At 70.7% G+C, this 13,060-nt stretch carries 11 protein-coding genes; 8 read left to right on the top strand and 3 right to left on the bottom strand.

The genetic code is table 11. The features are described from left to right. Positions 1-37: 37 nt before the first annotated feature. The 6 genes from pabB (at position 38) to ABZV94_RS09430 (ending at position 8,704) form a co-directional block, all read left to right on the top strand. Complete coding sequence (gene pabB, locus ABZV94_RS09455; RefSeq protein WP_356338920.1) at positions 38-2,176, top strand: aminodeoxychorismate synthase component I; 2,139 nt, start codon at positions 38-40, stop codon at positions 2,174-2,176. Next, complete coding sequence (locus ABZV94_RS09450) at positions 2,173-2,988, top strand: aminotransferase class IV (RefSeq protein WP_356338918.1); 816 nt, start codon at positions 2,173-2,175, stop codon at positions 2,986-2,988. The genes pabB and ABZV94_RS09450 overlap by 4 nt, the downstream gene beginning before the upstream one ends. A gap of 225 nt (positions 2,989-3,213) precedes the next feature. Further along, a complete protein-coding gene (locus ABZV94_RS09445) occupies positions 3,214-4,518 on the top strand; it encodes a 3-deoxy-7-phosphoheptulonate synthase (protein WP_356338915.1) in 1,305 nt (434 codons plus the stop codon). Positions 4,519-4,627: 109 nt separating this feature from the next. Next, entirely contained in the window at positions 4,628-6,007 is a 1,380-nt protein-coding gene (locus tag ABZV94_RS09440) for an MFS transporter (protein ID WP_356339024.1), read from the top strand. Positions 6,008-6,579: 572 nt separating this feature from the next. Further along, complete coding sequence (locus tag ABZV94_RS09435; RefSeq protein WP_356338912.1) at positions 6,580-7,623, top strand: LuxR C-terminal-related transcriptional regulator; 1,044 nt, start codon at positions 6,580-6,582, stop codon at positions 7,621-7,623. 421 nt (positions 7,624-8,044) lie between these two features. Further along, positions 8,045-8,704 (top strand): TetR/AcrR family transcriptional regulator, encoded by a 660-nt coding sequence (locus tag ABZV94_RS09430; RefSeq protein WP_356338910.1) that lies wholly within the window; start codon positions 8,045-8,047, stop codon positions 8,702-8,704. Between the two features lie 18 nt (positions 8,705-8,722). On the opposite strand, the gene ABZV94_RS09425 is transcribed toward ABZV94_RS09430, so the two are convergent. After that, complete coding sequence (locus ABZV94_RS09425; RefSeq protein ID WP_356339022.1) at positions 8,723-9,652, bottom strand: endonuclease/exonuclease/phosphatase family protein; 930 nt, start codon at positions 9,650-9,652, stop codon at positions 8,723-8,725. Positions 9,653-9,970: 318 nt separating this feature from the next. Between ABZV94_RS09425 and ABZV94_RS09420 the strand changes: the two genes are divergently transcribed. After that, positions 9,971-10,666 (top strand): response regulator transcription factor, encoded by a 696-nt coding sequence (locus ABZV94_RS09420; RefSeq protein ID WP_356338907.1) that lies wholly within the window; start codon positions 9,971-9,973, stop codon positions 10,664-10,666. Continuing rightward, the gene (locus ABZV94_RS09415; protein ID WP_356338905.1) at positions 10,659-11,855 is read left to right on the top strand and encodes a HAMP domain-containing sensor histidine kinase; all 1,197 of its coding nucleotides are present in this window, start codon (positions 10,659-10,661) and stop codon (positions 11,853-11,855) included. The genes ABZV94_RS09420 and ABZV94_RS09415 overlap by 8 nt, the downstream gene beginning before the upstream one ends. Here ABZV94_RS09415 and ABZV94_RS09410 read toward each other — a convergent pair. Continuing rightward, positions 11,764-12,168: a tautomerase family protein gene (locus ABZV94_RS09410; RefSeq protein ID WP_356338902.1), complete on the bottom strand. Its 405-nt coding sequence runs from the start codon at positions 12,166-12,168 to the stop codon at positions 11,764-11,766. The genes ABZV94_RS09415 and ABZV94_RS09410 overlap by 92 nt on opposite strands. A 71-nt stretch (positions 12,169-12,239) precedes the next feature. Next, positions 12,240-13,043 (bottom strand): MBL fold metallo-hydrolase, encoded by an 804-nt coding sequence (locus ABZV94_RS09405; protein ID WP_356338900.1) that lies wholly within the window; start codon positions 13,041-13,043, stop codon positions 12,240-12,242. Positions 13,044-13,060 lie beyond the last annotated feature (17 nt).

Genomic DNA, 13,060 nt, shown 5'->3' with positions numbered 1-13,060 from the left:
ACGCCGTTCGCCGACGCGCACCGTCTGGAGTATCCCGATGCGTAGCCTGATCATCGACAACTACGACTCGTACACGTTCAATCTCTTCCAGCTGATCGCCGAGGTGAACGGGTGCGAGCCGGTCGTTCTCAGAAACGACGACCCACTGCTGGCGACGCTGGACCTGACGGAGTTCGACAACGTCGTGATCTCGCCCGGCCCCGGGAACCCGCAGACCACGCGCGATCTCGGATACGCCGGGGACGTCCTGGCCCGGGCGGAGCTGCCGGTGCTCGGCGTCTGCCTCGGCCACCAGGCGATCGCCCACGCCGCGGGCGCGAGGGTCGACCGCGCACCACGACCGCGACACGGCCATCTCACCAGGGTCCGGCACCAGGGCACCGAACTGTTCAGCGGCGTCCCGCAGGACTTCACCGCCGTCCGCTACCACTCGCTGTGCGCCGCTGAACCGCTGCCCGACGCGATCGAGGCCACGGCCTGGTCCGAGGACGGTGTCGTCATGGCGATCCGGCACCGCACCCGCCCCCAGTGGGGCGTGCAGTTCCACCCCGAATCCATCGCCTCCGAGTACGGCCGCGAGATCATGGTCAACTTCAAGGAGATCACCGCCGCCCGCACCGACAGGACCGCCGGCGGGGGGCGCGGGCGAGCACGGGGCCTGCCGGTGTCCGCCGGCTCCCGGCGCCCGGCCCCGCCGGCGGACGGTGCCTACCAGCTCCTCGCCGTCACGGTGCCGGGCGCCGTCGACACCGAGGCGGCGTACGCGGAGCTGTTCGGGACGTCGGAGTACGCCTTCTGGCTGGACAGCAGCCGTGTCGAACCGGGACTGTCCCGGTTCTCGTTCCTCGGCGACGCCTCCGGACCCCTCAGCGAGGTCCTCACCTACCGGCTCGCCGACCGTGCCGTCCTGGTCCGCGACGCCGCCGGTGTGCACGCGGAGGACGGCAGCATCTTCGACGTGCTGGACCGCCGCCTCGCCGAACGCCGACTGGACGACCCGGGGCTGCCGTTCGACTTCACGAGCGGCTATGTCGGGTACTTCGGCTACGAGTTGAAGGGGGACCTCGGCTCCAGGAACCGGCACAGCGCCGAGACACCCGACGCGGCATGGATGTTCGCCGATCGCCTCGTCGCCGTGGACCACGAGCGCGACCTCACCTACGTCGTCGCGCTGCACCGCGGTGACACGGAGACCAGGGCATCCGCCCGGACATGGCTCGACGGCACCACCGCCACCCTGGTCGCCCTGCTGAACCCGCTCGACGCCGCGACGCGGACCGAGGAGTCGGCCGCGCTCGCCGATCCGGCCGCCGACACCGCCGACCCCCGCCCGTGGCTGGCCCGGGACACCGAGGGCTACGTCCGGGACATCGAGGAGTGCCAGAGCCGGCTCGTCGCCGGCGAGAGCTACGAGATCTGCCTGACGAACAAGGCCAGGATGCCCTTCCACGGCGACGACCTGGCCTACTACCGCAGGCTGCGCGCGTCCAACCCGGCGCCGTACGCGGCACTGCTCCGCCTCGGCGAGGTCACCGTCTTCAGCTCCTCTCCCGAACGCTTCCTCAAGATCGACGCCGACCGTGTGGTGGAGACCAAGCCCATCAAGGGAACCGCGCCCCGCAGCGCCGACCCGGCCGAGGACGCCGCCCTGGCCGCCGAACTGGCCGGCAGCGCCAAGACACGGGCCGAGAACCTCATGATCGTCGACCTGCTGCGCAACGACCTGGGCCGCGTCTGCCGGATCGGAAGTGTCGGCGTCCCGCGCTTCATGGCCGTGGAGTCCTACGCCACCGTCCACCAGCTCGTGTCCACCGTCCGGGGCGTCCTGCGCCCGGAGGTCAGCGCCGTGGACTGCGTCCGCCACTGCTTCCCGGGCGGATCGATGACGGGCGCGCCCAAGCTGCGCACCATGGAGATCATCGACGGGCTCGAAACGGAGGCCCGGGGCATCTACTCGGGCGCGCTCGGCTACCTCGGGCTCACCGGCACCGCCGATCTCAACATCGTGATCCGCACCGCCGTCCGGTACCGGGACGAACTGAGCATCGGCGCCGGCGGTGCCATCGTCCTCGACTCCACCCCGGCAGGCGAACTGGACGAGATGCTGCTCAAGGCGAGTGCCTCGTTGCGGGCGCTGCCGCAGCGGCCCTCACAGACCGTCGGGCGCCCGCGGTGACGGCCGCGCCGGCGGGCGGTCGGCGCTGGCGCTGGTCCGCGGCGGACGGCGGCTTCACCGCAGTGCCGCCGGGCGGACCGGTCGACGTCATCGACTCCTGGCTGGTGACCGACGGCCGGGTCGTGGCGCTCGACGCGCACAGGGACCGCTTCACCACCGCCTGCACCACGCTGCTCTCCGTACCGCCCGCGCACACAAGTGCCTTTCTGCGCGCGGCACTTGACCGCATCCCGGCCCACGGCCGCTGGTTCCCCCGGGTGGAGTGCGCCGTCCTCGACGGTGCGCCGGGTTTTCACCTGTGGCTCCGGGCGGCGCCGCCCCGTGCCGCGACCGTCCGGGTGTGGATCCACGACGGAGCCGACGGGCGACGCCATCCGTCGGTCAAGGGGCCCGACCTGGACTGGCTGGCGGGGGTGCGGTCGGCGGCCCAGCGCCACGGGGCCGACGAAGCGGTCATCCTCTCGTCGGACGGCAGACTGGTCGAAGGCACGACGACCAGCCTGCTCTGGTGGCAGGGCGACACCCTGTACGTGCCCGACGCCGCACGCCTGGACCTGCTGCCGAGCGTCACCCGGCAGACCCTGTTGAAGATCGCGGCGGCCTCCGGGACCCGCGTCGCCCACGCCTGTCCCCGCCCGCAGGATCTGGCCGGACTGGAAGCGTGGGCCGTCAACGCGCTGCACGGTATTCGGCCGATCCGGGAATGGGTGGGATTCGCGATCGAGGCCGGAGCGGCGCCGCGCGCACCCCTCTGGCAGGCACGTCTGGAAGCGCTCGCATCGCAGCCGCGTCGGGAATCGGCCACTTCTTGAGAGCACGGCGTGTCGCGCGATATGGCCGATATCTGTTCGACCGCACCTAAGGAGCGCACTGCCGTCACCTCGGTTATGTAACCTTCGCCCTGGCTCGCACTCGAGTCGCTGACTCCTGCTTCGCGCCCACGCCGTCCCGAGGCTTTGAAAAGTTTTGGGATTCCGGAATCTGAACTGACCGGTCAGTGGCGTATGCTACGTGGGGCGACATGGCCAGGGACGGTCATGGACGGCACATATCGGCGGACCGGGTCGGGAGCCGACGAGTCGTTGCAGGACCCGCAGTCGCAGTGGCAGGGCTGCGCGTTTTCCAATTCCGCAGGGCATGACGGGGGTTTGCCGATGAACCTTGTCGAATTTTCGGCCGTCTACAAGCGCGACCATCAGCCGGAATGGCCGGTGCTGTCGGAGGTGCGCCGCGCTCGCGCCGCACTGGCCCGGGCGGCGCCGTTGGTGCCGGCCTCCGACATCCGCCGATTACGGGCCCGGCTGGCGGAACCCGCATTCCTGCTGCACGCCGGAGACTGTGCCGAGACCTTCCAGGACAACACCCGGCTGTCGGTGGGGAGGCGGGTCTCGCTGTTGCGGAGCATCGCCGGCCTGATCGAAGCGGAATGCGCGTGCTCGGTGGTGACCGTCGGGCGGATCGCCGGCCAGTACGCGAAGCCCCGCTCGGCACCGGTGGAGCGCCGAGCGGGGTTTGTGCTGCCGTCCTACTTCGGCGACGCGGTGAACGCGGCCGACTTCTCCGCGGGCGCACGCGCCCCCGACCCCTGGAACATGGTTCGCGCCCGCGAACAGTCCCGCACAACCCTCTCCTACCTGGAGAGCACGGGTGTGTTCACCTCGCACGAAGCGCTGTTGCTCGACTACGAGCAGCCGCAGACCCGCCGCAGCACGGACGACGGCCGGACCTACGCCCACTCGGCCCACCTGCTGTGGATCGGTGAGCGTACGCGATCGCCAACCGGCCCGCACATCGCCTTCGCGGCGGAGATAGCCAATCCGATCGCCGTGAAGATCGGGCCGAGTGCCACCCCGGCGGACCTGATGGCCCTGCATGCCGTGCTCAATCCGGACAACATCCCCGGCCGGCTGGCCTTCATTTTCCGGATGGGTCGCGCACGGGCGTACGACCTCGTCTACGCGATGCTGAGCCGCATGGTCGCGGAGGGCTGGGTGGACCGGGTCCTGTGCGATCCCATGCACGGCAACACGGTCGTCAGCCCGGCCGGCGTGAAAACGCGCGTGGTCGCCCAGATCGAGGACGAGTTGCGGGCGTTCTTCGGCGCCTGCAATGATACGGGCGTCACACCGGGTGGAATTCACCTTGAGGTGAGCGGTGACGATGTCAGCGAATGCGTCGGCACGCAGGTCGAGGACACCTACCTCGCCACGAATTACCGCAGCGTGTGCGATCCCCGACTGAATCCCGAACAAGCCCTGTATCTTGCCCGGGTCGTGGCCGAATTGCTGGCGTCGCACCGGGATTTCGATTCATGGATGGAATTGACATTGACGCATCGATAATGCTGGACGTCATCTCCCGTGCACTGCGGGAATCATCGAGATCGGTAGTGTTAGAAGAGGTCGCCTTGTGTCCGTAGAAGCTCGATCGAATCGGGCAGTAGTGCTCGCCATGGCCTGCGTCGGGCAGTTCATGGTCTTGCTCGACAACACCATTGTAGGTGTGGCGCTGCCCGATATGAAGCAGCATTTGCACACCGGATTATCCGGTCTGCAATGGATTGTCGACTCGTACGTCTTGCTGGTCGCCATGCTGTTGCTGACCGGCGGCGTCTTCGCCGACCGCTTCGGCCGTAAGCGGGTCTATCTGTCCGGCGCGGTGGTGTTCACCCTGGCGTCGCTGCTCTGCGCCGTCGCACCCTCGCTGGGCTGGCTCATCGCCGGCCGGGTGGTCCAGGGCATCGGCGCCGCGGCGCTGAGCCCCGGCTCACTGGCCCTGCTCGCCGCCGCCTATCCCGTTCCGCAGGAAAGGGTCAAGGCGATCGGACTGTGGGCCGGTATCAGCGGTATCGGCCAGGCGGCGGGACCGCTGGCCGGCGGCATCCTGGTGGACGCCTTCGACTGGCGCGCCATCTTCCTGGTCAATGTGCCCATCGGTGTGTTCCTGGTGCTGGCCGCCCTGCCCACCGTGAGCGAGTCGCGCAATCCGCACGCACCGGCCATCGACGTCCCGGGAACGATCCTGTCCATCCTGGGGGTCGGGGCGCTGACCTACGGGCTGATCGAAGGCGGCTCCAGGGGCTGGACCTCGCCGCTCATTCTGGGCAGCTTCGCCGCGGCGGCGGTGATCATCGCCGTGTTCATCAGCGTGGAAGCACGCACACCGACGCCCATGCTGACGCTGCGGCTCTTCCGGAACCGGTTGTTCACGGTGTCCAACACCGCCATGGTGATGGTCGGTTTCGCGTTCATGGGCTCGGTCTTCTTCTTCTCGCAGTTCTTCGTCGCCGTGCAGCACAGCTCCGTTCTGGCCGCCGGTCTGGAGACCCTGCCCATCGCGCTCGCCATGGCGATCTGCAGCCCGTTCGCGGGCCGGCTGGCCGCGAAGTACGGCTTCCGGATCGTGGTCACCAGCGGCCTGGCCGTGGCCGGGCTGGGACTGCTGACCCTCGGCTTCGTGCACGCCGACACGCCCTTCTGGAACATGTGGTGGCGGCTGGCGATCGCCGGTGTCGGTTTCTCCCTGGCCATGTCGCCGCTGACCGGTGCCGCCATCCAGGCGGTCAGCCCACAGGAAGGCGGCCTCGCCTCGGGCATCAGCAGCACCGCCCGGCAGATCGGCGCGGTGCTCGGCGTGGCCGTCCTCGGCGCCATCGTTGTCACCCGGCAGTCCGGTGGCGCTTCCTTCGAGGCCGGCCTCGACACCGCCTTCATCACCGCAGGCATCGCCACCTGGGTCACCGCGCTCTTCACCGGCCTGTGGCTGGTGAAGACGCAGCCCGCGGAGAGACCGGTCCCGGAGGCACGACCGCAGGCGCAGACGACCGACTGACCGTGGTCATGACGCCGTCCTGACCATGCCGGCCGGCAGCAGGCGGCCCGGCAGCAGGCGGCCAGGGACCGGCTGCCGGGGACCGAGGGTCTGGGGCGGCGGCCGGGGGTGGTGGCCGGGGGGGCGGTGGCCTCTCATCGCCGAGCCACCGCCCGACGGCCGCCACCGGTGCCGGCTGCCGCACCCGGGCCGCCGCTGCCAAGCCGCCACTTCGATGCCATCCCTCGACGGGGATGCGAGGGGGTGCTGCTCGGAACACCGTCGGACACGCACGGACTCACCCACATCACCGGAGCCGCCGACGCCGACGGTCCGGCCCGGCACGAGAACGCCGGCCGGCTCGCCGTCGACCGGTAGGGGACCAGACGCTGCGGCTCCTCGCCGAGGGCCGGACCCACAGGTCGGTCGCTCGCTTCCCCGAGTATCTCCGAGAAGGGCGTCACACATCTGATGGGTAATGTCATGGCGAATCCAGTCATCTTCCTCCGCACGCGCGCCGCACTGCGTGTACAGGGGACGGACACGACCGAGAGGGGACTGCGCGAGGCCCACGCTTCAGGACGGTGTCGGGGATGAAGGAAGCTTCCGCAGCCGGTGGGATATCGGTCGCGACCGAACAGGCCCGACCGCAGCACGTCGTTCCGGAGCTGGACGACCAACTGGTTGTCCGCGTCTACGAGTACACCCTGGCCCACGAGCCCGCCACCGTGTCCGAGGTGGCGACCGCACTGCGCTTACCGCTGGCCGACGTCAAGCGAGCCATGAGTCTGCTGTGCGATCTCCGGCTGATGCGGCTCTCCGAGGGGTTCAACAGCTTCCGCGCCCTCTGTCCGGAGGTCGCGCAGAACGAACTGGTGATTCCCCTGCAGCGGGCGGTCAACGACAAGCGGCGCGAACTCGCCAGCATCCACGAGCGCCTGCACACCCTCTCGGGAATCTTCAGCAGCCTGCGCCGCTCGAACCAGCACAACGACAAGGTCGTATCGCTGCTCGATCCGCAGCAGGCGTCCCTCCATCTGGCCGACTCCCTGCGCTCGTGCACCTCCGAGGTCCTGGTCATGCAGCTCTTCGACCGCGGACCCAGCAAGAGCTTTCCACCGGTCGAACTGCCGACGCCGCCGAGCGGGGTGCCGATCCGGCTGGTCAGCCCGCACTCGGCCCGGGCCAGGACGACCACCAGGGCCCGCCTGCGCCAGATGATCGACTCGGGGGCCCAGGTCCGCACCACGAACCACATCTTCGACAACATGGTCCTGGTCGGCGACGACGCGGCGTTCGTGACCCAGCAGGTACCGGCCGAGGAGATGCCGAGCGTGATCGCCGTCTACGAGCCGGTGATGATCTCGCTGCTGCGCCGCGTGTACGACTTCGCCTGGCAGGCCGGCACGGACTTCGACGCCGAGGCCGTCTCCTACGGGGAGACGCTGACCGATCTCAACGCCGGCATCCTCAACCTGATGGCCGGGGGACTGAAGGACGAGGCGATCGCCCGCCGCATCGGCGTCGGCTCCCGGACGTTCCGCCGCCATGTCGCCAACATCATGGAAAGACTGGGTGCCACGACCCGGTTCCAGGCGGGGGTCTTCGCGGCGCGGGCCGGGCTCATCGACGGCTAGGGCCTCTCGTTCGGATCAGGCCGGGCTCGTGGGCCCCGTCGTGTGCATCATCCCGGCGTCGCGGGGCCTGGTGCGTGCGGCTGCACGGCGCAGCGGCAGGGCGTCGACGCGGAAGCGCCGGCAACCGACGCCGCCGCGGACGCGCGTACCAGGCCCCGCGTCCGCGAGCCGACACCTGAACGCCAGCCCTTGGGACGCCGGCGACGGGCGACACGCCTTGAGGAGGCGCGCACCGCGTGGACGGGCGGGCCGAGGGCCTTGGGTCCATGTGCCGAGGGCGATTCGGGCTGCGGTCGGGTACCGGTCCCGGTCCGCGCCGATAGCGTGGGCGGCCGGCCACGATGACTCGCGCGACGCTCCGGTACGGCGGCCCGCCCACGCACCGCCGGGAGCGCAAGCCCGGACCCACCCGAGGAGAGCGATGCCCCGCAGCGGCAGCACCGACCTCGCGGAACGGGCCGATGCCGCCCGCAACCGCGCCCGGCTGCTGGAGGCCGCCGCCGCTCTGATGGCCGAGCGGGGGGAGCACCTGACGATGCACGAGGTCGCGCGGGCCGCCGGTGTGGGCAAGGGCACGCTCTTTCGCCGGTTCGGCGACCGCGCCGGACTCCTGCTGGCCGTGCTGGACGCCGCCGAAGCGGACTTCAGCGACGCGTACACCTCCGACCCCCCGCCGCTGGGGCCGGGAGCGCCGGCCAGGGACCGGTTGACGGCGTTCGGCCGCACCCTGATCGCGCGCATCGCCGACGACGCGGATCGGGGCGCCGCGCCGGCACGCCAGGTCGACTGCGCGCGACGTCACGCCTCGGAGGTCGGCCGGGCCTTCCACGACCGCGTCGCCTCCCTGCTCCGGGAAGCGGGGGTCGAGGGCGATCACGCCATGCTCGCCCACGCCATGCTCGCGTTCACCAGCTTCGAGATCGTCGACTATCTGCGCGACGACCGCCAGGTCAGCACCGCACGCCTCCAGGCCGCCTGGGAGGACCTGGTACGGCGGGTGACCGGAGCCGGCGACGGCGCAGGCCGGTGCCGTCGAGGAGCGGCCGACCAGGTGGCGGATGACCCGCGGTCGCTTCTGTGAGGACGCTCGCGGCGGTGTTCACCAGCTGATCCTGGCGGCCACCGGCAGGTGGTCGCTGCCGGTGGCCGGCAGCACCCAGGAGCTGTGCGGCTGCACGCCCCGGACCAGGATCTGGTCGATCCTCGCCACCGGGAACCTCGCCGGCCAGGTGAAGCCGAAGCCCTTCCCGGCCTCGTCCTGGGCCGAGCGCATCCGCGACGTGATGCCGGCGAGCGCGCGGTCGTCCACGGTGCCGTTCAGGTCGCCGAGCAGCACGACCCGTCTGTTCCGCTCGGCGGCGACGGCCTCGGCGAGCGCCCTCGCGCCGCGGTCCCGGCTCTCCGTCCAGAAGCCCATCCTGGGTTGCAGGCGCACGGACCCCAGGTGGGCGACGTACACCGCCAGCGGACCCCGGTCGGTGGCCACTGTGGTGCGCAGCGCCCGTGTGTAGGTCATCTTGACCTCGGCCGGCTTGGTGGCGGCCAGCGGCCCGTAGTCCATCTTGATGTCGACCGGCCGGGTGTCCGACAGCGGCAGCTTGCTCCACAGCCCGACCGTGCCCTGCACGGTGTGGTAGGGGTACGCCTTCGCCAGCTCCCTCTCGTACCGGCCCCGGGCCTGCTCGGTCAGCTCCACCAGTGCCAGCACGTCCGCGCCGGAGGCGGCCAGTTCGTGAGCGGTGCCGACCGGGTCGGGATTGGCGTCGCCGACGTTGTGCTCGGCCACGGTGAGATCACCGCCCGGGTGGGACCGGTCGCCGAGCAGCCCGCCGAAGAGGTTCAGCCACACCGCGACCGGCAGCAGCAGCGCGACCACCGCGGAGGCGGAGCGACGCCACAGCGCGCCGACGAGCAGCACGGGCACGAGCAGGCCGAACCACGGCAGGAAGGTCTCCACCAGGCTGCCGAGGCCCCCGCGGTCGGTGATCCGCGCGTGCAGCAGCAGGAGCAGGCCGAGCAGCACCGCCATCGCCGCGAGCACCAGGCCGCGCTTCCAGGGCCCCGGCCGGGAGACCGCGCGTACCGCCCGGCGGATGCGTGCGCGCCGGGTGCCGTCGCCCGGGCGGCCGGCGCCGTCCTGCGCGGTCTGCGCCGGGTCCGCCTGCGTCGTCGCGGACCGTCCTCGCCCCACGAGGCCGACGGCGCGGAGTCGGTGAATCCGGTGTTTCGCTGTGCGTACTGACGGTGCGGTTCGGTGCATGGCGCCAGTCAAGGCGACGCGGTGTTGCCGGCACGTATGCGTTTTTCGATACGCGGACGATATGCGCCGACTTATAGCATCATCCGCATGCGTGTGCTCATCGTCGAGGACGAACCTTATATGGCGGAAGCCATCCGCGACGGCCTGCGCCTGGAAGCGATCGCGGCCGACATCGCGGGTGACGGCGAGACCGCGCTGGACATGCTCGGCACGCACGCCTACGACATCGCCGTACTCGACCGCGACATCCCCGGGCCGTCCGGTGACGAGATCGCCACACGCATCGTCGCCTCCGGCAGCGGCATGCCCATCCTCATGCTCACCGCGGCCGACCGTCTCGACGACAAGGCCTCCGGGTTCGGACTCGGCGCCGACGACTACCTCACCAAGCCGTTCGACCTGCGGGAACTCGCGCTGAGACTCCGAGCCCTCGACCGCAGGCGTGCCCACAGCAGGCCGCCCGTGCGAGAGATCGCGGGGCTGCGGCTGGACCCGTTCCGCCGCGAGGTGCACCGGGACGGCCGCTACGTCGCGCTGACCCGGAAGCAGTTCGCGGTGCTCGACGTCCTCGTCGCCGCCGAAGGCGGTGTCGTCAGTGCCGAGGAACTCCTGGAACGCGCGTGGGACGAGAACGCCGACCCGTTCACCAACGCCGTGCGCATCACCGTCTCGGCACTGCGCAAGCGTCTCGGCGAGCCCTGGATCATCGCCACCGTGCCAGGCGCCGGCTACCGCATCGACACGCGACCGGAGGCCGATCACGAGGGACGCGACCGTGGATAGGGCGCCAGGGGTGAGCGTTCGCCTCAGACTCGCCCTCAGCTACGCCGGATTCCTCATGGTCGCAGGCGCCCTGCTGCTCGCCGCCGTGTGGCTGTTCCTGCTGCGTTACGTCCCCGAGCGTGCGCTCATCGTCAGCGCGGAAACCACCCCTCACGGGGTTTTCCCCGTCCGGTCCAACCTCCTGCGCGCCTTCGCCCCGTCGGCGGCCGCGGTCCTGGTGTTCCTTCTGGTGTTCGGTCTCCTGGGAGGATGGCTCCTCGCCGGCCGCATGCTCGCCCCCCTGACCCGGATCACCCACGCCACGCGTCTGGCCACGAACGGATCGCTGTCCCACCGCATCCGGCTGCCGGGCCGCATGGACGAGTTCCGCGAACTCGCCGACGCCTTCGACGCGATGCTCGCGCGGATCGAGACGCACGTCGCCGAACAGCGGAGATTCGCAGCCAACGCCTCTCACGAACTGCGTACGCCGCTGGCGATCTCCAAGGCGCTCCTCGACGTGGCCCGCACCGATCCGGACCGCGACACCGGCGCCCTCGTCGACCGCCTGCACGCCGTCAACACCCGGGCGATCGACCTCACCGAGGCACTGCTCCTGCTCAGCCGCGCCGAGCAGCGGTCCTTCACCCGGGAACCCGTCGACCTGTCCCTGATGGCGGAGGAGGCGACCGAGACCCTCCTCCCGCTCGCGGACAAGCACGGCGTCACCGTCGAGACCGGCGGTGACATCGCCCCCACGAGCGGGTCGCAGGCACTCCTGCTGCAACTGACCACGAACCTCGTGCACAACGCGATCGTCCACAACCTGCCCGAACAGGGAGCCGTGTGGGTCGACACACACGTCCACCCCCGGACCGTGACGCTCACCGTCGAGAACACCGGCGAGACGCTCGCCCCGCACCTGGTCTCCACGCTCACCGAACCGTTCCAGCGTGGCACCGAGCGCGTCCGCACCGACCACGCGGGCGTCGGCCTCGGCCTGGCGATCGTCAGAACGATCACCCACGCGCACGACGGGACGCTCACCCTCACCCCGCGCCCGGCCGGAGGTCTCCGCGTCACCGTGGAACTGCCCGCTGAGGCGGGCTCCGGCGCCGTCAGCGGCCGGGCACAGCCAGATCACCCTCGACGTACTGGGCGCGACCGAAGCCGAAGGACCAGTCCTGAGGGCCGTTCTCCACGATGCTGACGAAGACGTCCTCGCCGGCGATACCGAGGGCTTCCAACCGCTTGGCGACCGTCCGGTAGACCCGTTGCTTGACCTCGGTCGAGCGCCCCGACTGGGTGAAGATCTGGATCATCACCAGGCCACCGGTCCGCTCGAAGCCGAGTCCTGCGTCGAGGGCGATCACGTGGTCGGCGTCGTGCTCCGTGATGATCTGGAACCTGTCCCGCTCGGGGATGTCCAGCACGTCCACGAGCGCCCGGTGCGCCGCGTCGGCGATCGCCCTGATGTCGTCGGGACGGCGTCCGCGGACGAGATCGATCCGTACGAGGGGCATGCGCGTCGTTCCGTCTCTGTGGGGGGAGTTCTGTGGGCGAGTTCTGTGGGGGTAAGCCGAGCGAGGGGGGTTCAGTGGGTCAGCGGCACCCACGTGCCGTGGGGTGCGGCCCGCAGCAGGGAGGAGAGGCCGGCCTCGTGGAAGGCCAGCTCGATCTCGGGCAGCCCTTCGGAGAAGTGGGCCCAGCCGTCGTAGTGGGCCGGTACGACGATCTCCACGCCCAGGACGGCAGCCGCGGCGGCGGCCCGGCGGCTGTCCAGGGACAGGGGTCGTCCGTCGAACTTCGCCGGCACGCGCGCCGCTCCCGCGTGCAGGACGGCCGCGTCGAGGCCGGGCACCCGGCGGGAGATCTCCGCGACCGTCCGGATCGAGGCGTTGTCACCGCTGACGTACACGGTGGGAAGCCCCCGCCCGGACAGCACGAAGCCGATGACCTCGCAGTTCACGTTGCCGTCCGCGTCGCGTTCGCCGTCCTCGGGACCGTGGACGGCGGGAACGGCCAGCACGGTCAGATCGCCGCCGCCGTCCGGTCGGCGCAGGGAGTGGCTGGTCCACGGGGAGAGGCCGACGGCGGGTGACCCGAGCCGCTGCGCCGCGAGCGGCCCCGTGAGCACCAGCGGGGCGGCCTTCGCGAACGCGCGGCCTCGCCCGTCGAGGTTGTCGGGGTGGGCTTCATGGCTGACCAGGACCAGGTCGACCGGTCCCACCGCGTCCTCGTCGGCGGCCGGCCCGGCGGTCTTGGTGAGGTACCCGTGGGGACCCGCCTCGTCGAAGGTCGGATCGCTGACGACACGCAGGCCGCCGATGTCGATGACGGCCGTCGGGCCGCCCAGCACGGTGACCGCGCAAGCCTGCCGGGACAGCCCTGTGCTCATCGCGGCCCTCGCGGGGT

The organism is Streptomyces sp. NPDC004658 (assembly GCF_040609555.1).
GTDB lineage: Bacteria > Actinomycetota > Actinomycetes > Streptomycetales > Streptomycetaceae > Streptomyces.
The sequence above is the reverse complement of the archived record's forward strand: the minus strand, read 5'-3'. Positions and strand labels throughout refer to the sequence as shown.